At 63.3% G+C, this 24,041-nt stretch carries 18 protein-coding genes; 12 read left to right on the forward strand and 6 right to left on the reverse strand.

Annotation, left to right across the window (positions count from 1 at the left end; genetic code table 11):
- Positions 1-76: 76 nt before the first annotated feature.
- The gene (locus I6L33_RS19265) at positions 77-1,045 is read right to left on the reverse strand and encodes a nucleoside hydrolase (RefSeq protein WP_216973143.1); all 969 of its coding nucleotides are present in this window, start codon (positions 1,043-1,045) and stop codon (positions 77-79) included.
- Between the two features lie 292 nt (positions 1,046-1,337).
- Between I6L33_RS19265 and I6L33_RS19270 the strand changes: the two genes are divergently transcribed.
- Positions 1,338-1,895 (forward strand): HutD family protein, encoded by a 558-nt coding sequence (locus I6L33_RS19270; RefSeq protein ID WP_216973144.1) that lies wholly within the window; start codon positions 1,338-1,340, stop codon positions 1,893-1,895.
- A 24-nt stretch (positions 1,896-1,919) separates the two neighbouring features.
- On the opposite strand, the gene I6L33_RS19275 is transcribed toward I6L33_RS19270, so the two are convergent.
- Both I6L33_RS19275 and azu read right to left on the reverse strand, forming a co-directional pair.
- Positions 1,920-2,126, reverse strand: coding sequence for a hypothetical protein (locus I6L33_RS19275; RefSeq protein WP_005302947.1), 207 nt, complete (start codon positions 2,124-2,126; stop codon positions 1,920-1,922).
- Between the two features lie 192 nt (positions 2,127-2,318).
- Entirely contained in the window at positions 2,319-2,759 is a 441-nt protein-coding gene (gene azu / locus I6L33_RS19280; protein ID WP_005302949.1) for an azurin, read from the reverse strand.
- 332 nt (positions 2,760-3,091) lie between these two features.
- On the opposite strand from azu, the gene I6L33_RS19285 reads away from it, so the two are divergent.
- Positions 3,092-4,132: an FAD:protein FMN transferase gene (locus tag I6L33_RS19285; RefSeq protein WP_211028504.1), complete on the forward strand. Its 1,041-nt coding sequence runs from the start codon at positions 3,092-3,094 to the stop codon at positions 4,130-4,132.
- A gap of 156 nt (positions 4,133-4,288) precedes the next feature.
- Here I6L33_RS19285 and I6L33_RS19290 read toward each other — a convergent pair whose 3' ends face one another.
- Together I6L33_RS19290 and I6L33_RS19295 are read right to left on the reverse strand one after the other, a co-directional pair.
- Positions 4,289-5,494, reverse strand: coding sequence for an MFS transporter (locus I6L33_RS19290; RefSeq protein WP_095592348.1), 1,206 nt, complete (start codon positions 5,492-5,494; stop codon positions 4,289-4,291).
- A gap of 255 nt (positions 5,495-5,749) precedes the next feature.
- Positions 5,750-6,175, reverse strand: coding sequence for an Hsp20/alpha crystallin family protein (locus I6L33_RS19295; RefSeq protein ID WP_211052221.1), 426 nt, complete (start codon positions 6,173-6,175; stop codon positions 5,750-5,752).
- A 255-nt stretch (positions 6,176-6,430) separates the two neighbouring features.
- Between I6L33_RS19295 and I6L33_RS19300 the strand changes: the two genes are divergently transcribed.
- The 5 genes from I6L33_RS19300 (at position 6,431) to I6L33_RS19320 (ending at position 14,672) form a co-directional block, all read left to right on the forward strand.
- On the forward strand, positions 6,431-8,077 hold the full coding sequence (locus I6L33_RS19300; protein WP_010633387.1) for a tetratricopeptide repeat-containing response regulator: 1,647 nt from the start codon (positions 6,431-6,433) through the stop codon (positions 8,075-8,077).
- 60 nt (positions 8,078-8,137) lie between these two features.
- Complete coding sequence (locus I6L33_RS19305; protein ID WP_019840163.1) at positions 8,138-9,100, forward strand: ion channel; 963 nt, start codon at positions 8,138-8,140, stop codon at positions 9,098-9,100.
- Positions 9,101-9,212: 112 nt separating this feature from the next.
- Positions 9,213-10,019, forward strand: coding sequence for an exodeoxyribonuclease III (xthA, locus tag I6L33_RS19310; protein ID WP_005302963.1), 807 nt, complete (start codon positions 9,213-9,215; stop codon positions 10,017-10,019).
- A 339-nt stretch (positions 10,020-10,358) separates the two neighbouring features.
- Entirely contained in the window at positions 10,359-11,558 is a 1,200-nt protein-coding gene (locus tag I6L33_RS19315) for an efflux RND transporter periplasmic adaptor subunit (protein ID WP_005302965.1), read from the forward strand.
- Positions 11,559-11,567: 9 nt separating this feature from the next.
- Positions 11,568-14,672 (forward strand): efflux RND transporter permease subunit, encoded by a 3,105-nt coding sequence (locus tag I6L33_RS19320; RefSeq protein ID WP_017786317.1) that lies wholly within the window; start codon positions 11,568-11,570, stop codon positions 14,670-14,672.
- Between the two features lie 114 nt (positions 14,673-14,786).
- Here I6L33_RS19320 and I6L33_RS19325 read toward each other — a convergent pair whose 3' ends face one another.
- Entirely contained in the window at positions 14,787-15,971 is a 1,185-nt protein-coding gene (locus tag I6L33_RS19325; RefSeq protein WP_216973145.1) for an OmpP1/FadL family transporter, read from the reverse strand.
- A gap of 256 nt (positions 15,972-16,227) precedes the next feature.
- Here I6L33_RS19325 and I6L33_RS19330 point away from each other — a divergent pair, with 256 nt between their 5' ends.
- The 5 genes from I6L33_RS19330 (at position 16,228) to I6L33_RS19350 (ending at position 24,031) form a co-directional block, all read left to right on the forward strand.
- Positions 16,228-16,665: a hypothetical protein gene (locus I6L33_RS19330; RefSeq protein ID WP_216973146.1), complete on the forward strand. Its 438-nt coding sequence runs from the start codon at positions 16,228-16,230 to the stop codon at positions 16,663-16,665.
- A gap of 293 nt (positions 16,666-16,958) precedes the next feature.
- Entirely contained in the window at positions 16,959-18,476 is a 1,518-nt protein-coding gene (locus tag I6L33_RS19335; protein ID WP_216973147.1) for an efflux RND transporter periplasmic adaptor subunit, read from the forward strand.
- A gap of 73 nt (positions 18,477-18,549) precedes the next feature.
- Positions 18,550-21,699, forward strand: coding sequence for an efflux RND transporter permease subunit (locus I6L33_RS19340; RefSeq protein ID WP_216973148.1), 3,150 nt, complete (start codon positions 18,550-18,552; stop codon positions 21,697-21,699).
- A 31-nt stretch (positions 21,700-21,730) separates the two neighbouring features.
- The gene (locus tag I6L33_RS19345; protein WP_017780702.1) at positions 21,731-22,093 is read left to right on the forward strand and encodes a copper-binding protein; all 363 of its coding nucleotides are present in this window, start codon (positions 21,731-21,733) and stop codon (positions 22,091-22,093) included.
- A 402-nt stretch (positions 22,094-22,495) separates the two neighbouring features.
- Positions 22,496-24,031 carry a glycosyl hydrolase family 18 protein gene (locus I6L33_RS19350; RefSeq protein ID WP_216973149.1) on the forward strand — a complete coding sequence of 512 codons (1,536 nt, stop codon included), beginning with the start codon at positions 22,496-22,498 and terminating at the stop codon, positions 24,029-24,031.
- Positions 24,032-24,041 lie beyond the last annotated feature (10 nt).

Consider the following 24,041-nt stretch of genomic DNA (forward strand, 5'->3'; position numbering starts at 1 on the left):
CTGGCCCCCAATTGTTTGGTGCGGATCACAGCCGTACCTCAAGTCCGACCGCAAGCCACCCTGCTCGCCGAGCCCTCTAGCGGTTGCGACCCCAGGCCACCAGCGTCTCCCGATAGAGCGCCAGCAGCGCCTGATCCCGCACCGCCACCCCGACCTGCTGAGCCGGATGGTCGGCCCACTCGTCGTGGGGGTGGGACTTGCCATCAAATTTTTGCAGGGTATGGCCGATGGCAGGGCCGTCGTTGATGACCCGCACCGGCCCCGCGCGCAGGGTGAACAGGGTCGGATCGATCACGTAGGCGATGGCGGACGGGTCGTGCACGTGGCAGCCATCGAGCCCGATCCGCTCGGAGTAGAAGCGCAGGTAGAAGCGGCTCACATCCCAAAGGAAGCGGCCCGGCTCGCCCGCTTCGTCGCGCAGCGCGTCCAGATAGGCGCTGCTGAAGAAGCTCTGCTGGGTCACGTCAAGCCCGATGATCACCACTGGCCAGCGGGCGGTGAACACCCGGTCAGCGGCATCCGGATCGTCGTGGATGTTGGCCTCGGCATAGGGGGTCACATTGCCGCGATGGCCGTTGACGCCGAAGGCGCCGCCCATCACCACCACCTGCTTCACCAGGCCGGCAATCTCGGGGGCCGCCTGCAGCGCCAGTGCCAAGTTGGTGAGCGGCCCTATGGTGACCAGGGTGATCTCGCCGGGCGCGGCCTTCACCGCTTCGACTATGTATTGCCAGGCCGGCCGGGGATCCGGGGTGAGCGTCACCTCCCCCGCCGTCACGTCGCCAAACCCGCTCGGGCCGTGTACCACAGTGGTCGGGCCCACCGGCTCGCGTCGCAGCGGGGCGGCCGCCCCCTGCGCCACATCCGCCTTCATGCCGTATTGCTGCTTGAGCCAGAGGGCGTTGTGGGTGCCGTTCTCGATGGTGGCATTGCCAAATACCGTGGTGATGGCGAGCAGCTCGATGGCGGGGTGGGCTTCGGCAAACAGAATTGCCATGGCGTCATCGATACCGGGATCGGTATCCAGAATGATCTTGTGAGTCATGGGGCCTCCTTGGGCAACAGAGCAGCCAGTGTAGCGAGCCGCCGCCGCTTTAACAGCGACAGGATCACAGCCTGCCGTTTTGCCCTCTCGCCGCCCTGCACAAGTGGTTGCGTTTCATACAGCCGCGACAGGCAAGCAGCCAACGCAAGGGCGATGGCTGGCCTGACTGATGAAACTGATGAAATAGTGGGCGGGCAGTGCGGGACGAACAGACGCAACCTTGTGGGCCGGCGGGCGGGATGGTATCACTGGGCCACACAATTCACTCCGCTCACCACCTGCAGAGGCGCCATTGATCACCCTGATAAAAGAGTCCGACCAGCTGAAGATGCCCTGGAAGAACAAGCAGGGCACCACAGCCCAGATCCTCATCTCCCCTGCCGGCGCCAGCCTCGACAGGCTCGATTTTGCCTATCGGCTGAGCTCGGCGCCCATCAAGGAGGCCGGCCCCTTCTCGAAATTCCCCGGCTATCAGCGCATCCTGCTGCCCATCAGCGGGGCCGGCTTCGTGCTCAACGGCCACCCCTACGCCACCTTCGAGGCGGCCCACTTCAGCGGGGATGACGACACCCACTGTGAGCTGCTGAAAAAAGAGGTGACGGATCTGGGGCTCATCTATGATCCGGCCCGCCTCAGCGCCAACGTGCGAGTACTCAACCTCCCCTTCCCGCTCAGCCTCACCCTGGAGGCGGACAAGACCTATCTCTGCTACCTGCTGAGCGGCCAGCTCACGGCGGCGGGACAGCCCATGGCGGTCAACGAGACCCTGCTGATCAGCGGCGAGCATAGCATCCAGTTCGACTGCCAGAAGAAGAGCGCCATCGCCTTCTTTACCCTGCAGCCCAAATAGGTGGCAGGCGCAGGCCGAGCCCGGTCAGCGTTTCGGCGCCCGGCCGCCGCTGTCGAGGCAGGCCTGCATGGAGTCATAAGGGGTGTAGTGCTTGGTACGGCTGTAGTAGGTACCGCCCTTGGGATGGCAGATGCCGTTGCGGCTCTTCTTCACCGGCGGCTCTGCCGCCAGCGCAATGGCGCACACCAGCAGCAGGCAACAGCCGACCACCCAGTTGATGGCGTTTCTCACGACAAACGACTCCTCTCAGGCGGACCATCAGGCCCGAAAGGGGCCTATCTTACCCGCTATGCTCCCCACTCACCCCGCGCCGGATCATAAAACGGCGCACAGCTCCCGGCGCAGAGCCAAGGTTCCCTACGGCATGGCAAGCGGCCACAAAAAAGCCGGGCACTGCCCGGCTTCTGGATCGACAAGCGCTGCTTAGCCGACCTTGAAGGTGCCCTTCATCATGGCGAAGTGGCCGGGGAAGGAGCAGAAGAAGGTGAGATCTTTGCCGGCCAGGCCGTCGGTCTTGAAGGTGACGCTGGTGCTCTCGCCACCGCCCACCAGCTTGGTGTGGGCCAGCACGCGCGGGTCATCCTTGGGCAGGTAGTTGTTCTCGGCACCGGCACTCATGCCCGCGGTGGCAACGGCCTGATAGTCGGCGGTGTTGGCCAGCGCCCAGTTGTGGCCCATGGCGGTCACCGGCATCTTGCCGGTATGGTTCAGGGTCACGGTCACCTCTTTGCAGGTGGCCGGTACGCTCATCTCCTTGAGGTTGTACTGCATGGCATCATTGCCTTCGATGACCAACGCGCACTCATCGGCCAGAGCCGGGGCAGCCAGGGTGCTCAGAAACAGCAGGGTAATCGCCTTTTTCATCATCCTCTCCTTTGATTGGCAATAGATGGCAACACAATTGCCTGCAGGCTCGCACCATGGCTGGCAAACATGCTGTCAAAATCGACCTTATTCTACTCAACTGTCGTCATTCGGCTATGTCTTTAGCGCAAAGCTGCGGGTCAGGTCACCAGATTGTTCCCATTATTTGACTGGACAAACCGGCCGCGCCGCCCATTAACCACTCTTTGTTTAATTATCTCCCGCCCTTTTCTCCAACCGACGCTCGCCCGCCGCCGCGCCCTTGGCTAAGCTGGCGGCCCCGGCACGCGGCCAAGGCCCGTGCCATCCGTTTTTAGCCAGAGAGATCCCGCATGTCGCTCCTTGCTCGCCCGGCCCCCCGCGGCCTGTTGTTGACCCTGCTGCTGATGCTGACCGCCTGTCAGCCAGCCCCGACCCAGACCCGCATCCAGGGCAAGACCATGGGCACCTATTATGCGGTGACCCTGAGCGATCCCTTCCCGGGCGGGGAGCCTGCGCTGCAGCAGGAGGTCGACGCCCTGCTGGCGCGCATGAATCACGAGATCTCCACCTACGACCCGAACTCCCTCATCTCCCGCTTCAATCAGGGCAGCGGCCAGCCACCTATGGCCATTCCCGCCACCATGGCCAAAATCGTGCAGCAGGGCATCGATGCCGGCCATCTCACCAAAGGCAAGCTCGACGTCACCGTGGGCCCGCTGGTCAACCTGTGGGGATTCGGGCCGGACAAACGTCCGGTCAAGCGCCCCAGCGCCGAGCAGATCGCCAGCGCCCGCCAGAAGGTGGGCATCGACCGGCTGACCTTGACCCCAGAGGGGGATCACTTCCTGCTCGGCAAGGGCATTCCCGATCTCTACCTCGATCTCTCCACCCTGGGCGAGGGGGCGGCCTCCGACGAGATTGCCGGCCTGCTCGAGCAAAAAGGGGTGCACAACTACCTTATCGAGGTGGCCGGCGCCGTGCGCAGCAAGGGCAACAACGCCAAGGGCAAACCCTGGCGGGTGGCCATCGTCGAGCCGTCCGACCAGCCCGGCGCCTTCTCGGACGTGGTGATCCCCAACGGCATGGCCCTCAGCACCGCCGGCAGCTATCGCAACTACTACGAGCTCGACGGCCAGCGCTACTCCCACATCATCGACCCCGCCAGCGGCCAGCCCATCACCCACAAGCTGGTCTCCGCCAGCGTCATCACCCCGACAGCGCTCGAGGCCGACGCCCTCGACACCGCCCTCATGGTGATGGGGCCGGAGCAGGCGATGGCCTTTGCCAGGGCGCACGGGCTCGCGGTCTACCTCATCGTCAAGACCGAGCAGGGCTTCGCCGCCAGCCATACACCCCAGTTCGCCCCCTATCTGGTGGCCAAACAGCCATAAACTGGCAGCCATAACCCAGCCACCATAAAAAAAGAGGCCCCGCAGTGCGGGGCCTCGTTGTTTGCAAGCCGGCGTGATTCGATGGGAATGCAGTGAGGCATTGGCGTATTCCCTCGGCGACAGCAAGCCAGTGAGCGCCGTCAACGCGCTTGCGTGTTAATCCTCGCAGCCGGCAGGCGAGGCCGACGGACGCGCCTCCCGGCGACCCATCCCGTAGAGGGCAAACACCAGCATGCAGATCGCGGTCATCACGGCGAACAGGGCCGGGCCACCCCACACTTGCAAGAACCAGCCCCCCACCATAGGCGAGAACGCCCAACCGAGCCCGGCCAGGGCGCTGGCGCCGAAGTAGCTCCCCTTGAGGTGAGCCGGCGCCATCTGGTCGATCAGCACGTTGAAGAGCGGAAACAGCACCGCCTCCCCCACGCTCAGCAAGAACATCGCCACCAGCCAGGGCCACAGCAGGGCCGGGCTCGACAGGGCGAACATCACCTGGGCCGATGCCATCAGCAAGATGGAGAACTGCAGCCGCAGGCTCACCCGCCAGCGCCGGGTCAGGTGCAGCAGCGGAAACTGCAGGGTGATGATGGTGAGCGCATTGGTGGCCACCAGCAGGGCCACCAGCGTCTCCACCTCGGGGGCGCCGGCGCGGGTCAGGTACTGGATCAGCGGCGACTCCACCTGGGCATAGACCAGATTCATCAGCAGGTTGGCGAGGATGAACAGCATGAAGGCGCGATCCCGCCCCACTACCCTGAGCATGGCCCCCAGGGAGAGACCGGCATCCGGCCGGTTGGCGCAGTCGCGGCGAAAGCCGAGCAGGAAGGCGATGCCGAGCAGGCCATAGCTGGCGGCCGTCACCACGAAGGTCTCCTGGCGCGCACCCAGCCCCACCATGACGCCGATGAGGGGCCCCACCCCCGCCCCCACGTTGAGCAGGAAGTAGCGCAGGTGCAGAGCCAGCTCCCGCAGCGCCTTCTCGGGCAGCAGATCCCCCATCAGCGCCTTGCCCGGGGTATCGATAAAGGCGTAGGAGAGCCCCGAACCAAACACCCCGAGGGTGATGAGCCAGAGGGAGTGGCCGAATCCGAGCAACAGGTAGGCACCGCACGACAGGGCGCAGCCGAGCAGCAGTATGGTGCGCCGGCCGAGCCGGTCGGAGAGCCAGCCGACGTAGAAGCCGATAAGGCAGGAGAGCACGGCCGCGCCACCCAGCAGCATCCCGATACCGGACGCCGAGAGGCCATACTCCCGGTAGAGCAGGATGGAGAGGAAGGGCCAGACCATGAAGAAACTGGTGCGCACCATGAAGGTGCCCAGGATCACGATCCAGACCAGCGGGGGAAAGGGTGGCAGGCGCATGGGAACTCCTTGTCGCGCAATGGTGGCTGATCCGCAGGGGAAAGCATTCAGTGGTATCAAAAGAAACCCATTTGCACAATCCCCTTCTGAAAAAATCCACCCGGAGGGCTGTGCCGGAGCCGAGCGGGGGTGGCCTTGTGATCAGGAACAAGCCGGGGTTGCCGCCAACCCCCTTGCCCTCTCCTCCGCCTGCTCCCCAACCGCCAGAAAGAGCGAGGCCCCACACTGCGGGGCCTCGTGGTGTGCAAGCCGGCGCTACTCGATGGGGATGCGGTGGGGCGCCGGAGTCATCGTCTGCTTGGGCAGTTGCAGGGTGAGGATGCCGTTGTCGAAGCGGGCGACCACCTGCTCCGGCGTCACCTCCACCGGCAGTTCGACGGTGCGCGATACGCTGCCGAAATAGCGCTCGCTGCGCAGGGTGCGCTCATCCTGGCTCTGGCTGTCGTGCTGGCGGATCTCCGCCTTCAGGGTCACCAGCTTGCCGTGCACATCCACGTGGATGTCCTCCTTCGCCACCCCGGGCAGCTCCGCCTGCAGCAGATAGCCGCCGTCGCTCTCCTTGAGGTCCAGCTTGATCTGGCTCGGCAGCGGCTCCCCGTGCAGGGGCCGGATGTAGAAACCGGAGGCCATGTCGTGAAACAGGTCATCAAACAGACTGGTACGGCCTGGTAGCAAACTCATTTGATTCCTCCTTGTGGTCACTGGATGGTCGAAGGCAGGCCCGCGGCCCGCCTCTTTTCAGTCTAAAAACCGGCGTGGGCGCCGCCAGTGCAATCCAGCGCCCGCTTGACCGGGATCAAGGGCCGCGGCGGTTTTTTTCAGGCCCGGCGCCCCCTTGCCAGAGGAAAAACGGCGGCGGCATGGATGTTCAATTGCCTGTCTGCGCGCTTTGGTGGCACACTTCTGTTATCCGCCCGTAGCGCCCTGACCAGACAGATGCAGACACCGGAATCCGAGCCAGAGAAAAAAGCCCCACCCAAACCGAAGCGCATCCTGCTGGTCAACGAACAGCGCTCCTTTCAGGTGATGATGAAGGCGATGCTGATCAACATCGGCATCAGTCGCATCACCTATGTCAACTCGGCCGAAGAGGCCAGACGACGCTGCCAGAAAGAGTCCTTCGACATCTACCTCATCGATTACGAGCTGGGGGTTGGCGAGAACGGTCGTCAGCTGCTGGAGAGCCTGCGGGATCAGAAGCTCATCCCGCCCCAGAGCGTGGTGATCATGGTGAGTGGTGACAGCTCCCGCGCCATGGTGCTGAGCGCGCTGGAGGCCGAGCCCGACGAATACCTGATGAAGCCCTTCTCCCAGGAGCAGTTCTCGTTTCGCCTCAAACGTGCCCTCGCCCGTCGCCAGGCGCTGGAGAGCGTGTTCAGCGCCCTCGCCGAGGAGAACCTGACCACCCTGCTCGCCGCCTGCGCCGAGCGGGCCGATGCGGTGCCGCGCTTTGCCAACTTCTGCCGCTGTCTGCAGGCCGATACCCAGCTCAAGCTGGGCCAGGCCAAGGAGGCCCGCAGCCTGATGCGCCAGCTGCTGGCCGGCCAGGAGAACAGCTGGGCCCGGCTCACCCTCGGCAAGGCGTGCCACACCCTGGGTCTGCACGAGGAGGCGGTGAGCCACCTGCAGGCGACCCTCAAGAACACCCCGCTGATGGTGGAGGCCCACCTCTGGCTAGCGGAATCCCTGCTGGCGCTCGGCAATGACGAGCAGGCCCAGCAGGAGCTCAAGCGGGCGGTGGATATCTCGCCCCAGTCGGTACAGCTCTCCCGCCGGCTGGCGGAGGTGTGCCTGCTGCGCCACGACTACGCCCAGGCCAAGGACGTGCTGCTCTCCCTCATCGACCTGTCGCGCAACTCGATCCACCGCACCCCCCACTATCTGGGGGCCTATATCCAGGCGCTGACCCTCTACGCCCTCAACAGCAACGACATCTACCACATCGCCAACCTGCAAAAGCAGGTCAACTCGGCCCTGTCGCGCATTCGCGATTCGTTGATGATGGCGGAGTTCAATTACCCGGTGTTCGAGCAGATCTGCCAGGCCAGGGTGCAGATCGCCCTGGGGGAGCTGCTCAAGGGCAAGAAGATGCTCTACCGAGCCAACCAGAACTGGCTCGATCAGCCGGCCACCATGCCCCCCAGCCTGCTGGGCGAGACCATACTCGCCCTCTATCAGCTCGGCGAGTTCGAATACGCCGAGAGCCTGCAGGCACTGCTGGCCGAAGACGAGGATCGACTGCTCACCACCTGCATCCAGGCCACCCGCGACGACAAGACGGTGCTGGAACGCCGCCAGCGTTACCAGCAGCTCAACGAACTGGGCATCAAGGCCTATCAGTCCGGCGAGCTGGAGCAGGCGCTCGGCCACTTTCGCGAGGCGCTGCGCCGGGCCCCGGCCAATACCGGTGCCGCCCTCAACAAGATCCAGGTGCTGCTGCAGCTGATGCAGAAGAATCGCAAGAGCCCGGAGTTTGGCGCCGAGTGCAAGGAGACCCTGGAGGTGCTGGACGGCATCCCCCTCAACCCGGCCCAGCAGGACCGTTTTCGCAAGCTGCGTCAGGAGTTTACCCAGCTCAGCTGACCCCGCTCGCCGGCCGCTCGCCTATGCTGATACTGACTCGGCAAGGGGAGGAGACGGGCGATGGCCATGTGTCGATATCTGGTGGCGGATGGCCGCCACTGCAGCGAAGAGGCGGGGGAGCATGATCTGTGCCGCTGGCATGATCCCCATGGCCAGCATCAGGATCCCCACACCGCCCGCGAGCTGGAGCACTACGTCCACCAGGGCGGCCTGTGCCACGGCCTGCAACTGGCCCGCGCCAACCTGGCCGGGCTCAATCTGGTGAAGAAGGGCGCGCCGCACGGCTTTCTGCTGGAGCAGTGCAACCTCTACCGGGCCAATCTGCAGGGGGCTCACCTCTACGGTTTGCGCATGAAAGGGGGCAGCCTGATGAAGGCGGATCTGAGCGATGCCAACTTGCACTGCGCCACCCTCGACGACGTCAACCTGCTCGGCATCCGCTGGCACAACACCCGCCTCGACAACCTGGATACCGGCAAACGGCTGATGCAGGACAGAAAGGGGCGCCGCGAGCGGGACCCGGTGCAGGCCCGGATCTGGTTCAAGGAGGCCGAGGAGACCTACCGGGATCTGCGCAAGGCCTCGGAAGCCCAGGGCATCTTCACCATGTCCGGCCGCTACATCCAGCAGGAGCTCACCATGCGCCGGCTGCAGCTGCCATTCTGGTCCGGCCGCCGTTTCACCTCCTGGATCGTCGATCTCTTCTGCGGCTACGGCGAGGCCCCCATGCGGGTGGTGCTCTTCTCCCTGCTGCTCATCTTCATCTGCAGCCTCTTCTACTTCTTCTTTGGCCTGAGCTTCAACGGCAACCACCTCGTCTATCGGCCCGGCGCCCCTTTCGAGCAGAACGCCATCTTCCTGCTGGAGTGCCTCTACTACAGCGTGGTGACCTTCACCACGCTAGGGTACGGGGACTTCACCCCGGTGGGGCTGTCGCGGATCTTCGCCGCCTTCGAGGCCTTCACCGGCAGCTTTACCCTGGCGCTGTTTGTGGTGGTGTTTGTCAAGAAGATGACCCGTTAAGCCTAGGCGCAACGGGCGTACCACCCCAGAGGTGGCAGCTCGCCTTCACTTGCATCCACCGCCGATTCCTAGTCCAATAGCCACTTATAAAAATGACATGAGCATCCCGGACATGAAGATCATCTCTTTCAATATCAATGGCCTGCGCGCCCGTCTGCACCAGCTGCAAGCCATCATCGACAAGCATCAGCCGGATGTGATCGGCCTGCAGGAGATCAAGGTACACGACGAAGCCTTCCCGCTGGCCGATGTGGAGGCCATGGGCTATCACGTCGAGTTCCACGGCCAGAAGGCCCACTACGGGGTCGCCATCATGAGCAAGCAGAAGCCGGTCAAGGTGGAGAAAGGCTTCCCCACCGACGATGAAGAGGCCCAGCGCCGCATGATCATGGCCACCTTCGAGCGCGAAGACGGCTCCCTCATCAAGGTGATGAACGGCTACTTCCCGCAGGGAGAGAGCCAGGATCACGAAACCAAGTTCCCGGCCAAGCAGAAGTTCTACGAGGATCTGCAGCACTACCTCGAGACCAATCACACCCCGGGTGACCAGCTGGTGCTGATCGGGGATATGAATATCTCCCCCACCGATCTCGACATCGGCATCGGCGAGGCGAACCGCAAGCGCTGGCTGCGGGACGGCAAGTGCTCCTTCCTGCCCATCGAGCGCGAGTGGATGGAGCGTCTGAAAGGGTTCGGCCTGACCGACACCTTCCGCGCCGCCAACCCCACCGAGTGCGAGCGTTTCTCCTGGTTCGACTACCGCTCCAAGGGCTTTGACGAGAACCGCGGCCTGCGCATCGACCTCATCATGGCCTCCGACGCCCTCAAGGACAAGGTGACCGAGACCGGCATCGACTACGAGCTGCGCGGCATCGAGAAGCCCTCCGACCACGCCCCCATCTGGGCTTGCTTCGCCTGATAACGACAACAGAGGGGGCATTTGACGCCCCCTCTGTGACCAAGCCCCCACTTCCCCCGTTTTTTCCTTCTTATAATTTCTCCCTGAGCCCTCGCATCCGGACAACGCCACGCCGAAAGAGGCCTGCGGGCTGACACAGACTGTCGCTGGCTCCTCGCCCCCATGCCGCCAGATGCAGACAACTTTCACTGCCGAGCAGCTTGGGTTCAATATTCGTGCTTTATCATTAAAAAACTGTCAGTAATCCAATAAGTTAAATTTGTAACCATGCAGTTAACCATGTTCATGAAGAGAAAGGGTGGGCGCGGCAATCGTGCACCATCCCACAGGAGTGTGATGATGAAGGTGCAATCCGTCAGGGAAGAGATGTTCAAGCGCGGCTGTATCGCCCTGGCACTGGCCAGCGCACTGACCGCCTGTGGTGATGAACCCGCCGCCGGTGCCCAGGCACTGCCGCCGGTGCCCGTGGTGGTGGCCGAGGTCAAGCTGACCGACGTGCCGCTGACCACCGAGATGGTGGGCGAGACCGCCGGCTTTCGCGAGATCGACGTGCGCTCCCGGGTGAGCGGCATCCTGCTCAAACGGACCTACATCGAAGGGCAGCCGGTCACCGCCGGTCAGGCGCTGTTCCTGATCGACCCCGAGCCCTACAAGGTGGCGCTGGAGCAGGCCAAGGGCACCCTGGCCCAGGAGCAGGCGCGCCTCAACAAGGCCCGCGCCGACCGCGATCGCATCATCCCGCTGTTCAAGCGTCAGGTGGTGAGCCGCAAGGACTATGACGACACCATCGCCAACTACGAAGCCGCCGTCGCCAGTCACCAGGCCGCCCAGGCCAAGGTGAAAGAGGCGGAGCTCAACCTCAGCTATACCCAGGTCACCGCCCCCATCAACGGCATGGCGAGCAAGAGCTCCCAGTCCGAGGGGAGCCTCATCTCCACCAGCGGCGAGAATGGCCTGCTCACCACCATCACCCAGTTCGACCCGCTCTACGTCAACTTCTCCTACTCGGAGCAGGATCGCCTCAACTTCGATAATGCGGTGAAGCAAGGGTTGATTGAAGCCAAGGACGCCACCAACTGGCGTACCCACATCCGGCTGGCCGACGGCTCCGTCTACCCCCAGGCGGGCAAGCTCAACTTCTCCGACAGCCGGGTCGACCCGGCCACCGGCACCATTCGCGCCCGCGCCATCTTCGACAACAAGAACGGGGTCCTGCTGCCCGGCCAGTTCGTGCGCATGACCATCGATCTGGGCACCCGCAAGAACGCCATCGTGGTGCCGCCCCGCGCCATCGTCCAGTCCCAGGCCGACCGCATGGTGATGGTGGTGGATGCCGACAACAAGGTGGTGCCCCGTCCGGTCAAACTGGGGTCGGTGGTCGACAGCGGCGTATTGATCGACAAAGGCCTGCAGGCCGGCGATCGCTACATCGTCGAGGGGCTGATGAAGGCTCGTCCCGGCGCCGTGGTCAAACCGGTTTCCGCCGAGGAGATGAAGGCGATAAACGCCAAGATCACCCAGGGTGCCGCTGGCAAATAAGGAGCCCCCATGTTTTCCAAGTTCTTTATCGAACGCCCCATCTTCGCCAGCGTGATTTCGATCATCATAGTGCTGGGCGGGATGGCGGCAATGCGCGCGCTCCCGGTGGAGCAGTATCCCCAGATCACCCCCGCCGTGGTCTCGGTGACCGCCTTCTACCCGGGTGCCACCCCGGAGGTGATCTCCCAGACCGTGGCCGCCCCCATTGAACAGCAGGTCAACGGGGTCGAGAACATGATCTACATGCAATCCGGCTCCGCCTCCAACGGCCAGATGAACCTCAACGTCTACTTCGACATCGGGGTCGATCCCGATCAGGCGACCATCGACGTCAACAACCGGGTCTCGGCCGCCATGGCCCAGCTGCCGGAAGAGGTGAAGAAGCAGGGGGTGACGGTGCGCAAGAAGTCCACCTCCATCCTGCAGGTGATCACCCTGCAGTCCCCCAGCGGCTCGTTTGATACCACCTATCTGTCGAACTACGCCCTGCTCAACATCATCGACGAGCTCAAGCGGATTCCCGGCGTGGGGGACACCTCCCTGTTCGGCGGTACCGACTACGCCATGCGGATCTGGCTGCGCCCGGACCGGCTGGCCCAGCTGCAGCTCACCCCGAGCGACGTGATCGGTGCCATCCGCGAACAGAACACCCAGTTCGCGGCGGGCAAGATCGGCTCCCAGCCCACCAGCACCCCCACCGACTTCACCTACACGGTGCAGACCAAGGGGCGCCTCGATGACGTGAAGGAGTTCCAGAACATCATCATCCGCGCCATGCCGGACGGCTCCAAGATCCGGGTCAAAGACGTGGCCCGGGTCGAGCTCGGCGGCAAGGACTACGACGTGCTGGCCCGTGCCAACGGCAAGCCGGCCATCGGTATCGCCACCTACCTGCAACCAGGTGCCAACGCGGTGGCGGTGGCCGATCAGGTGCGCGAGACCATGGATCGCCTGCAGGGCCGTTTCCCGCAGGACGTGGAATACCAGATCCCCTACGACACCACAGAGTTCGTGAAGATCTCCATCGAGGAGGTGGTCAAGACCCTGCTCGAGGCGATCGTGCTGGTGTTCGTGGTGGTCTACCTGTTCCTGCAGAACTTCCGCGCCACCCTGATCCCCTGTATCGCGGTGCCGGTGTCGCTCATCGGTACCTTCGCCGGCATGCTGATGCTGGGCTTCTCCATCAACCTGCTGACCCTGTTCGGCATGGTGCTCGCCATCGGTATCGTGGTGGATGACGCCATCGTGGTGCTGGAGAACGTCGAGCGGATCATGAGCGAGAAGAAGTGCTCCGCCAAGGAGGCCGCCATCCTCGCCATGCAGGAGGTCTCCGGCCCCGTGGTCGCCATCGTTCTGGTGCTCTGCGCCGTGTTCCTGCCGGTCGCCTTCATGGGTGGCATGACCGGGGTGATGTACAAGCAGTTCGCCATCACCATCGCCGTGTCGGTGGCCATCTCCGGCCTGGTGGCGCTCACCCTGTCGCCGGCCCTGTGCGCCATCCTGCTCAAAGAGGGCCATCACCAGCCGGCCCGCTTCTTCGTCTGGTTCAACAATGCCTTTGATCAGCTGACCCGCCGCTATGTGCGCGGGGTGGCCTTCCTCAACCGCCGGGTCGGCGTGGCCTTTGGCATCATCGCCATCATCCTCGCCAGCAGCTATGTGCTGTTCCACAAGGTGCCGGGCGCCCTGGTGCCGGACGAGGATCAGGGCTATCTCATCGGCTCCGTGATGCTGCCCGATGCCGCCGCCCTGACCCGTACCCAGGCGGTCGCCAATGATTTTGACAAGATGGCCATGGCCAACCCCAGCGTGAAGGACGTGGTCACTTTCTCGGGCTTTGACATCCTGTCCGGCTCCATCATCAGCAACCGCGGCCTCACCTTCATCACCCTGAAAGACTGGAAAGAGCGTCAGGGCGAGGGTCAGGACTCCTTCTCCCTGGCCAAGACCTTCCAGGGGATGAGCCTGATGGGGCTGGCCGATGGCTTCACCGCCACCTTCAACCCGCCTCCCATCCAGGGCATGTCCACCACCGGCGGCCTCGAAGGCTATCTGCAGAACCGCGGCACCGGCGACGTGCACGCCTTCGCGGGCGAGGTGCAACGCCTGATCGATGCCGCCAAGCAGCGCCCTGAGTTCGCCAGCGTGAGCACCACCTTCCGCGCCAACGTGCCCCAGGTCTACCTGGATCTCGACCGCGAGAAGGCCAAGGCGCTGGGGCTGCCCATCAACGCCGTGTTCGACACCATGCAGGCCACTTTCGGCCAGGTCTACGTCAACGACTTCAACCAGTTCGGTCGTACCTACCGGGTCCAGTTGCAGTCCGAGGCGGACTACCGTGCCAAGAAGGATGACATCCGCAACGTCTATGTCCGCTCCAACAGCGGCGAGATGATCCCCCTCACCAGCCTGGTAACGGTGCGCGATGCCACCGGCCCCGAACTGGTGGAGCGTTTCAACATCTTCCCGGCCGCCAAGATCATGGCCCAGCCGGCGCCTGGGGTGAGCTCGGGTCAGGCCATTGCCGCCCTGGAGGAGATCGCCGCCCAGACCCTTGGCAACGACGCCAAGCTGGAGTGGACCGGCGCCGCCTACCAGGAGAAAGCGGCCGCCGGCAGCGCCGCCACGGCGTTTGGCTTTGGCATCGTGATGATCTTCCTCATCCTGGCCGCCCAGTATGAGCGCTGGAGCCTGCCGTTTGCGGTGATCACCGCCGTGCCGTTCGCCCTGTTCGGCGCCCTGCTCGCCACCTGGGCCGTGGGGCTCACCAACAACGTCTACTTCCAGATAGGTCTGGTGACGCTGGTGGGGTTGGCGGCCAAGAACGCCATCCTGATCGTGGAGTTCGCGGTGATGAAGCATGAAGAAGGGATGACCCTCATCGAGTCGGCCCTGGAGGCGGCGCGCCTGCGTTTTCGCCCCATCGTGATGACCTCGCTGGCGTTTATCCTCGGCTGTGTGCCCCTGGTCACCTCCAGCGGCGCCGGCGCCGCGAGCCGCCACGCCCTCGGCTGGCCGGTCATCGGCGGCATGCTGGCGGCGACCTTCATCGCCATCTTCTTCATCCCGCTCTTCTTCCGCCTCATCATGCGGCGCTCGGAAAAACGGGCCTGACCACTCAAGTCACGCTGCCCCGGCCCCTCCTTCATGGAGGGGCTTTTTTTATCGTCAACGTTCGCCGGCAAGAGAACACATAGCCGGCCACCTCCCAACGTGACGAGTCAGGCCTCAGAACTGGTGCTGCACCCCTATGCTCAAGAAGTTCAGGTAGCTGTTGTGGTAGGTACCTGACAGCTGGGGGCGACCTACCCCCTGTTGATCCACCGCCATGTCGCCCAGCCAGGCCAGGGTATAGCTGGCTTCCAGCCTGGTGGCTGGTGTCAGCTGATAGCTGGCCCCCAGACCCCAGCGCCAGCTCTCGCCCAGCGGGAGGGTAACAGTGCGGTGCACGTCGTCCACGGCGCTGCTGTCATAGCCGATGCCGCTGCTCAGGCGCAGGGCCGGCGTCACATCGAACTGGGCACCCAGGCTCAGGTGCCAGGTGTCCTGGTACTGCATATCAAGGGTTCGGCTCTGCTGTCCCGACGCGAGATCCACCTCGCCAAAGCGGGACCACTGCTGCCAGTTGGCACTGGCCAGCAGGGCCCATTGCGGGTTGAGCTGGTGATAGCCACTCAGGGTCAGGGTCTGCGGGATCATCATCTCCACCCCCAGCCCGGCTCCATTCAGTCGGCTCAACGGCTGATCGTCCAGCTCCCACTTCAATTCGGAGAAGTAGCTCAACCCGATGCGGGAGTCGTTATCCAGCTCGTAGAGCACCCCGAAGGAGGCGCCATATGCCCAGTCGCTGTCGGAAAATGCCTGACTGGTTGAACCGTTCGGCGTCATGTCCAGTGAGGCCTCCAGCGCCCCATGCATGGCGATCAGGCTGGCCCCCACCGACCAGTGGTCATCGACGCGATACGCCAGGCTGGGAGCAAAGGCGATCCCGGTCAGCTTGGCAGACTGCACATAGCCACGCCCCTGCCACCCCTCGCCATAATCGATCCCCAGCCCGTGGCTGCCGAAGAGCCCGAGGCCGGCGACCCACTGCTCATCGAGAGCGTGGGTCAGATAGAGGCTGCCGAGCGGGGCGCTCTGCAGGGCATTGCCGCCGTTGTTGCCCCCCTGCTCCAGATCCAGCTCGAGCTCGCCATATACCACACCGCCATTGACCTGCAACTGGGTGCCTGCCAGCCTGGTCATGCCGGCCGGATTGCTGGCGATGGTCTCCGCCCCCTGGGCGCGGGCGGCCGCCCCTGCGTTGGCCAGGGCACTGTTGGCCGCGCTGGTTTCATACAAGGCAAGGCCACCGGCCATGGCAGAGGGACTCAGCAAGGCTGCAAGCATCAGCGCCAGCCGTCGTTGCTGCATATCGTTACTCCCGAACAATGAACTGGATGGAGACTCGCCAGAGAGACGGCTCAAACCCCCGGTTTGATGCCCTGGCAACTTCTGACTGGTACGCATCCTAACGAGCGAAGAAGCCGGCTTCATTAGGGTTGGCTATACGCCATCGTTAAGTGACGCTTAACGATTCATCAAGCCCCTCTCTGACACGGCCGGGGCCATTGACCTTCTCCTCAAGGCAAGGTTTACAGTGTCCCCAGTCATTGTCAGGATTTTCCCCATGCTCTCATCGAGATTGCCCACAGAACGCATTGCCCGGCTGCTGCTGGGGCTGATGCTCGTCTGCAATCTCACCCTCTGCATCGGCTGGCACGGGCTGGATGCCCTCAACGCCGCCATGGCGCAAGAGCATCAGGCCATGAGCAGCAGCCCCATGCAGGGACTCTCCTGCCACGGGGCATCCCAGGATGCCGGGGCACCAGATGCCGCCAGCCAGGAGTGCCAGATGCACGGCGGGCTCACCTCGAGCAGCAGCCCTGGCTTGCCGCTGCTGGCCGCCCTGCTGACCCTGCTCGCCCTGCCGCTGTTGCTGCTGCCCCTCGGGACGGCCGGCAGTGTGCTGGACAACTGGCTGCGGGATCCCTTCCTGCGATCCCGCGGCACCCACCCTCCCTCCTGGCCGCGCCGACACCTGATGCTGTCGGTGCTGCGCCACTAGAAAGCACTTCTCTCGGGGCGGCCCTTGCCCGTTGCCGCCCACCTTGCCTGACCCTGTGTCGCCGGCTGACCCGGCCATGGCACAGGGAGCCGTGCGCGCTGACACAGCTGCGCCCCGTTTGCCGCCCGGACTCTGGTGATGCCTTGCCTGCACACCCCTCCGGCGCTCTGACAGAAGAGAAGAAGTATCATGTCATTTGCCCCGATCCCCAGCCCCGTGGCCAAACACGGCCGCCCCGCACCTCTTGCCCACTGCGCCTACCTGCCCCACCCGTCCCGGACAGGAGGTTTCCTATGAGCCAGAAATTGCTCGTCTCCGCCCTGCTGCTCGCCCTCGGGGCAGGTGGCGGCTACTGGGCCGCCAAACAGACGGACGGTGGCGCCACCGCCAAGGAGAAGACACCGCTCTACTGGGTCAACCCCATGGATCCCCGCGACAAGCGCGACGGCCCCGCCAAGGACAACATGGGGATGGACTTCATCCCCGTCTATGAAGAGAAGCAGGGCGGCTCCCCCGGCACCGTCACCATCAGCCCCGAGATCCAGCAGAACCTGGGGGTGCGGCTGGCCAAGGTGGAGAAACTGCCCGTCCACCAGCAGATCGAGACGGTGGGCTATGTGGGTTATGACGAGGAGCGCCTCGAAGCCATCAACTCCCGGATGGCGGGCTGGATCCGCAACCTCGCCATCAAGAACGAGGGGCAGCAGGTGACCAGGGGCAGCTTTATCTACGATCTCTACGCCCCGGATCTGGTGAACGCCCAGCACGAATACCTGCTGGCGCTCAATACGACCAATCCCCTGCTGCTGCGCGCCGCCGAAGGCAAGCTCAAGTCCCTGCAGGTGCCGGCGGATCAGATAGCGGCGCTCAAGCGCACCCGCAAGGTGCAGGAGACGGTGCGCATCTACGCCCCGAGCAGCGGCTATGTCTCCGAGCTCAAGGTGCGGGAAGGCCAGTATGTGGAACCCGCCGCGCCCCTGTTCAACATCAGCACTCTCAAGCAGGTGTGGGTGAGCGCCGAGGTGTTCGAGCGCCAGGCCGCCCAGATCAAGGTCGGCGATCCGGTCACCATGACCCTGGACTATGCCCCGGGCCGCCGCTGGCAGGGCCGGGTGGATTACCTCTACCCCACCCTGGATGCCAGCACCCGCACCCTGCGGGTCCGCCTGCGCTTTGACAACCCGGACGAGTTTTTGAAACCCAATATGTTCGCCAAGGTGAGCATCGGCACCGGCAAGGGGGAACCCCGCCTGGTGGTGCCGAGCGAAGCGGTGATCCGCACCGGCAGCCAGGACAGGCTGGTGCTGGCGCTGGGGGATGGCAACTTCAAGTCGGTGGCCGTCACCCTGGGCCCCCAGTTTGGTGACAAAGTCGCCATCGATGAGGGGGTCGAAGCCGGTGACAGCATCGTCAGCTCGGCCCAGTTCCTGCTCGACTCCGAATCGGCCATCGATTCGGACTTCCAGCGCATGACGGCGGTGCGTCCCATGCAGGTGTGGACCCAGGGCCAGGTGCAGAACATCGATCTCGCCGGGCGCACCCTCGGCATCTCTCACCAGCCCATCCCCGAGTGGCAATGGCCCGCGATGGAGATGGACTTTACCGTGGCAGACGGTGTGGACCTCAGCCAGCTGAAACCGGATCAGACCCTGCATCTGCAGGTGGAGCAGGAGGGGGACGAGTACCGCATCATCCAGATCCATGCGGAAGATAAACCGGCCGCAGGCGACGCAATAAAAGAGGCCAAGGGCGAGATGCCAGACATGGAGGGTATGGATCACAGCCAGCACCAGATGGGGGATAAATCATGATCCCCGCCATCATTCGCTTTGGCAGTAACCACACCCAGCGGCCTATCCCGCACCAAGAGGGAGTAGTCAAACCATGATCCCTGCCATCATTCGCTGGTCCGTCGGCAACCGCTTCCTGGTGTTGCTGTTGACCCTCATGCTCACCGCCTGGGGCCTCTGGTCGGTCAAGCAGACCCCAGTGGACGCCCTGCCGGATCTCTCCGACGTGCAGGTAATCATCAAGACGGCCTACCCGGGCCAGGCGCCCCAGGTGGTGGAAGATCAGGTCACCTACCCGCTCACCACCGCCATGCTGGCGGTGCCGGGCGCCACCACGGTGCGCGGCTACTCCTTCTTCGGCGACTCCTTCGTCTATGTGCTGTTTGACGACAGCACGGATCTCTACTGGGCGCGTGCCCGGGTGCTGGAGTACCTGAGCCAGGTGGCCCCCAATCTGCCTGCCGGGGCCCAGCCCCAGCTCGGGCCGGACGCCACCGGGGTGGGTTGGGTCTACCAGTACGCCCTGGTGGACAAAACCGGCAAGCACGATCTCAGCGAGCTTACCTCGCTGCAGAACTGGTTCCTCAAATACGAGCTGCAGACGGTGAACGGCGTCTCCGAAGTCGCCACCGTAGGCGGCATGGTGCGCCAGTACCAGGTGCGAGTCGATCCGGACAAGCTGCGTGCCTACGGTATCCCGCTCTCCCTCATCGAGACCGCCATCAAGCAGGGCAACCAGGAGACCGGCGCCTCCGTCATCGAGATGGCGGAGGCGGAGTACATGGTGCGCTCGAATGGCTATTTGAAGAGCGTGAAGGACTTAAAACAGATTCCGCTCGGCACCAATGTACGCGGCGCCCCCCTGCTGCTGGGTGACGTGGCGGACGTAGTCACCGGCCCCCAGATGCGGCGCGGCATCGCCGAGCTCAACGGCGAAGGGGAAGTGGTGGGCGGCATCATCGTCATGCGTTACGGCGAGAATGCCCAGCACACCATAGACGGGGTCAAGGCGCGGCTGGCCGAGCTCAAATCCAGCCTGCCGGAGGGGGTGGAGATCGTCACCGTCTACGATCGCTCCGACCTTATCCAGCGTGCCATCGACAACCTCTCTGGCAAGCTGGTGGAAGAGTTCGCCGTGGTGGTGCTGGTCTGTCTCGCCTTCCTGTTCCACCTGCGCTCGTCGCTGGTGGTGGTCATCACCCTCCCTATCGCGATTCTGACCGCCTTCATCGTGATGCATCTGCAGGGGATCAACGCCAACATCATGTCGCTGGGGGGCATCGCCATCGCCATCGGCGCCATGGTGGATGGCGCCATCGTGATGATAGAGAACGTCCACAAACATATGGAGCGCACCGAGCTTAACGAGAAGAACCGCTGGCAAGTGATCGTCGAAGCGAGCATCGAAGTCGGCCCCGCCATCTTCTTCTCCCTGCTCATCATCACCATGAGCTTCCTGCCGGTGTTTGCCCTGGAGGCGCAGGAGGGGCGCATGTTCCACCCTCTGGCCTACACCAAGACCTACGCCATGGCCGCCGCCGCCGCGCTCGCCATCACGCTGGTGCCGGTGATCATGGGCTATTTCATCCGCGGCAAGGTGTTGCCCGAGCAGGCCAACCCCCTCAACCGTGGCCTGAGCCAGGCCTATATCCCGCTGCTCAACACCGTGCTGGCTCGCCCCAAAACCACCCTCGCCGCCGCCTTGGTGGTCACGATCGCGGGCTTCTGGCCACTCCAGCACCTGGGCTCCGAGTTCATACCGCCGCTCGATGAGGGGGACATCATGTACATGCCCACCACAGCGGCCAATATCTCGGTGGGCAAAGCGCGGGAGATTTTGCAGCAGACCGACAAGCTCATCCGCACCGTGCCCGAGGTACAGAACGTGTTTGGCAAGGCGGGGCGCGCCGACTCGGCCACCGACCCGGCGGATCTGGTGATGATGGAGACCAGCATCCAGCTCAAGCCCCGGGATCAGTGGCGCCCCGACATGACCCCGGAGAAGCTGAAAGAAGAGCTCGACTCCCTCATCCGCTTCCCCGGCCTCACCAACGCCTGGGTGCCCCCCATCAAGACCCGTATCGACATGCTGGCCACCGGCATCAAGACCCCGGTGGGGATCAAGATCGCCGGCCCGGACCTCAAGGTGGTCCAGCAGATTGGCCAGCAACTCGAGCAGATCGTCGGCAAGGTGGAAGGCGCCGCCTCCGTCTACGCCGAACGGGTGGCGGGCGGTCGCTACGTCAAGGTGGATATCGATCGGCTCAAGGCGGCCCGCTACGGCCTTAACATCGCCGACGTGCAGGCGGTGCTCGCCACCGCGGTGGGCGGCATGGACGTGGGGCAGACCATTGAGGGGCGCGAACGTTACCCCATCAACCTGCGCTATCCCCAGAGCTATCGCGACTCCGTGGCCAGCCTTGAACTGCTGCCCCTGGTCACCCCCAAGGGTGAGCGGATCGCCCTGGCGGACGTGGCCCGGGTCTACATCAGCGACGAGGCGCCCATGCTGCGCAGCGAAAACGCACGCCTCAACGGCTGGGTCTACGTGGACATCCGTGGCCGCGACATCGGCTCCTTTGTGGCAGAGGCCAAAGCCGAGGTGGACAAGCAGCTGGTGCTGCCACCGGGTTACGCCCTCACCTGGTCAGGTCAGTACGAATACATGGAGCGGGCCATGGAGCGCCTCACCTACGTGGTGCCCCTGACCCTCGCCATTATCGTGCTGCTGCTCTATCTCGCGTTTCACCGCTTCCAGGAGGTGCTGCTCATTCTCACCACCCTGCCGCTCGCGGTAGTGGGCGGGATCTGGACCCTCTGGCTGCTCGACTTCAACCTCTCGGTGGCGGTGGGGGTGGGCTTTATCGCCCTGGCCGGGGTGGCGGTGGAGACCGGGGTGCTGATGCTGGTCTACCTCAACCACGCCTGGGACGATCTGGTGGCCAGCGGCAAACCGGACCAGGCCGGTCTGCACCGGGCGGTGGTCCACGGCGCCGCCCTGCGCCTGCGCCCCAAGATGATGACGGTGGTCACCATCATCGCCGGCCTTCTGCCCATCATGTGGAGCCAGGGCACCGGCTCAGAGGTGATGCAGCGCATCGCCGCCCCCATGATAGGCGGCATGGTGACCGCCCTGGTGCTGACCCTGCTGGTGCTGCCCGCCGCCTATTACCTCTGGCGCAGCCGCACCCTGAAGACCCTCGACCACACGACTGCGCAGACGGATACGCCCGCTGCGCCCTGATCAACCGGACAACCCAAACAAGGAAACCATCATGAACTACAAGACGCTGACACTGACCCTGCTGCTGGGCCTCGCCACCCACACCGGCCTGCAGGCCGAGGAGATGATGAACCATCAAGGGCACGACATGAGCCAGATGGGTGACATGCAGCAGATGGAGGGGATGCAGGAGAGGGTGATGACCAAGGGGGTCATCAGCCGCATCGACGTGGCAAATGGCAAGGTCGGCATCAAGCACGAGGCCATCGCGAACCTCAAGATGCCCGCCATGACCATGGTGTTTCTGGTAGCCGACCCGGCCCTGCTCAAGGATCTGCAGGTGGGGGATGCGGTGCGCTTCCACGCCGAAAGCCCGGCTGGCAAGCTGACGGTGACAAGCATCCAGAAGCAGTAACGGGGCCGGGATCAACATGGATGGGGGGGTTCTCCTTCCCCATCCCTTTTCGTGAGCGTGGCTGCCACCCCACTTCAGCCGATTCCCCTCAAACATCCTGAATATAATTCGACATAAGGGGAACACGATATTGTGAGTATCATCCTGCTTGCTATGCCTCGCATTTAAAACAACAGCCTCATATTGACCAAGATGGAAATAACAAAACATTAACAACCGTTCAGTTGACATTCAGCAAAAAACAAACTTATCCCCTTACTATCGAGACTCCCATTGATGACAGGAGTCGCACCAAGACAATAACCAAACAGCCAACAACTCCATCCAATATAACCCTGTATGAGAGCAAGGATATTGCTTTCGGCTCTACTGCGCTCTTGTAGAGATAACTAAGGATATTATATGAAAAAGCATGCTCTGTTCGGTATATTCACGGCACTGGCTGCCGGCCATGCGATGGCACAATCCCCGGAAATCGCCGCTTACTATTTGAGTGGACCGGATGCCCCGGCTAATACTCCCGCCTATTATGCCTCGCTGGATAATCTGGAATCCTTGAGTCAGCAGGTCGCCCGCCAAAAGAGCAACTTCAATAAACTGGTGCTGTCGTTCGTCCAGCCCAGCCTGATCAATTACACGCAAAACGATCTCGCCTGCACCGGGTTATTCGGCTATGTCTGCGACACGGCCACCGTCAATAAAAAACCAAGAGACAATAAATCCACTGCCGATTTCTCCCAGCTCAAGGAGATCATCAACACCTTCAAGCTGCACGGGGTGGAGACCTATATTGCCGTCGGGGGTTGGAACTTCAGCTGTATCCCGGAATACTACGATGTCACCGCGGGCAAGGTGGATGCCTGTGGCCCGGCCGGGGAAAAATATGACTCCTTCCCCAACCCTGGCCCCGGCAACCGCTTCGACAATCCCATCTCCGGCCAGGCCGCGGATCAGGCCTATCGAAACGTGGTTCAGCTGGCCAGCGATCTCGGTGTGGCGGGTATCGATCTGGACTACGAAGAGTTCTGGCACGCGGACCTCAACGCCTACAGCTGGCGCCTGACGCCGGATTCGGTGCAGCTCCCGGCCAACAATCTGGAGTACCTCGACACCGCCGAGCTGATGAGTCAGGGCAAGGGGCCGCTGGTCTATAACAACGACATGCAACTCGATCCCGCGCAGCAGCCCTATCCCAGGATCATGCCGGACACGGTCGACAAGTTTGCAGCCATACTGGGCTCTCTCTACAGCGCCATCGATGCCATCGATCCCGGGCTTGCGCTGAGTACGGCGGCGCCGGCCACCGGCGGGCTCCCCAATATGTCGGCCAACTGGGGCAGCAATGCCCAGACCAGCCACACCTATGGCGGTGCCTGGTGGGGCGGCAACCTGTATGGCCTCATTTACAACACGGCCCTGCAATATCCGCATAAAATAGACCGGCTCAGCACCATAGGCATCATGTCCTATGACCTGAGCGAAACGGACTGCGGCGGGGATACCAATATTCCCTGCGATCTGGCGGGGCAGGTCGATTATTATTACGGCTCCTTCTTCAGCTGGTTGAAATCCGGCGATACCCTGCGACCAGGGCATGCCCTGATAAAAGGGTCCCCCAATTATGCGACCGCATCCATTCAACCGCAGAAGTTGCTGATTGCTCCCCCCATCACGGTCGGCTTCGAAGTCGGCAGGCCGGCCACCGGTAATTTGGTACTGAGCAAAGAACTGCTCGATGACATTGCCAAGCGCACCGCCAAATATTCCCCCTCCGGCATGATCATGTGGGATCTTTATAAAGACAAACGCCATGATGAACCCATGGGTGGTTGGGACCCTGCCTGGGCAAGACCCAACGACGTATTGACCGTCACCTGTGACGTCATGGGATTAAAAGGCGAGGAATATGACTGTGCCAGCACTGTACCCAACCCCTGATACCGAGGCT

The sequence above is a fragment of the Aeromonas sp. FDAARGOS 1403 genome, from assembly GCF_019047325.1.
GTDB lineage: Bacteria > Pseudomonadota > Gammaproteobacteria > Enterobacterales > Aeromonadaceae > Aeromonas > Aeromonas dhakensis.

Excerpts from the sequence above, each read along its gene's own strand:
- I6L33_RS19265 (WP_216973143.1), bottom strand. The coding sequence starts at position 1,045 with ATGACTCACAAGATCATTCTGGATACCGATCCCGGTATCGATGACGCC.
- azu (WP_005302949.1), bottom strand. The coding sequence starts at position 2,759 with ATGAAAAAGGCGATTACCCTGCTGTTTCTGAGCACCCTGGCTGCCCCG.
- I6L33_RS19285 (WP_211028504.1), top strand. The coding sequence starts at position 3,092 with ATGTCGCTCCTTGCTCGCCCGGCCCCCCGCGGCCTGTTGTTGACCCTG.
- I6L33_RS19290 (WP_095592348.1), bottom strand. The coding sequence starts at position 5,494 with ATGCGCCTGCCACCCTTTCCCCCGCTGGTCTGGATCGTGATCCTGGGC.
- I6L33_RS19295 (WP_211052221.1), bottom strand. The coding sequence starts at position 6,175 with ATGAGTTTGCTACCAGGCCGTACCAGTCTGTTTGATGACCTGTTTCAC.
- I6L33_RS19300 (WP_010633387.1), top strand. The coding sequence starts at position 6,431 with ATGCAGACACCGGAATCCGAGCCAGAGAAAAAAGCCCCACCCAAACCG.
- I6L33_RS19305 (WP_019840163.1), top strand. The coding sequence starts at position 8,138 with ATGGCCATGTGTCGATATCTGGTGGCGGATGGCCGCCACTGCAGCGAA.
- xthA (WP_005302963.1), top strand. The coding sequence starts at position 9,213 with ATGAAGATCATCTCTTTCAATATCAATGGCCTGCGCGCCCGTCTGCAC.
- I6L33_RS19315 (WP_005302965.1), top strand. The coding sequence starts at position 10,359 with ATGAAGGTGCAATCCGTCAGGGAAGAGATGTTCAAGCGCGGCTGTATC.
- I6L33_RS19320 (WP_017786317.1), top strand. The coding sequence starts at position 11,568 with ATGTTTTCCAAGTTCTTTATCGAACGCCCCATCTTCGCCAGCGTGATT.
- I6L33_RS19325 (WP_216973145.1), bottom strand. The coding sequence starts at position 15,971 with ATGCAGCAACGACGGCTGGCGCTGATGCTTGCAGCCTTGCTGAGTCCC.
- I6L33_RS19330 (WP_216973146.1), top strand. The coding sequence starts at position 16,228 with ATGCTCTCATCGAGATTGCCCACAGAACGCATTGCCCGGCTGCTGCTG.
- I6L33_RS19335 (WP_216973147.1), top strand. The coding sequence starts at position 16,959 with ATGAGCCAGAAATTGCTCGTCTCCGCCCTGCTGCTCGCCCTCGGGGCA.
- I6L33_RS19340 (WP_216973148.1), top strand. The coding sequence starts at position 18,550 with ATGATCCCTGCCATCATTCGCTGGTCCGTCGGCAACCGCTTCCTGGTG.
- I6L33_RS19345 (WP_017780702.1), top strand. The coding sequence starts at position 21,731 with ATGAACTACAAGACGCTGACACTGACCCTGCTGCTGGGCCTCGCCACC.
- I6L33_RS19350 (WP_216973149.1), top strand. The coding sequence starts at position 22,496 with ATGAAAAAGCATGCTCTGTTCGGTATATTCACGGCACTGGCTGCCGGC.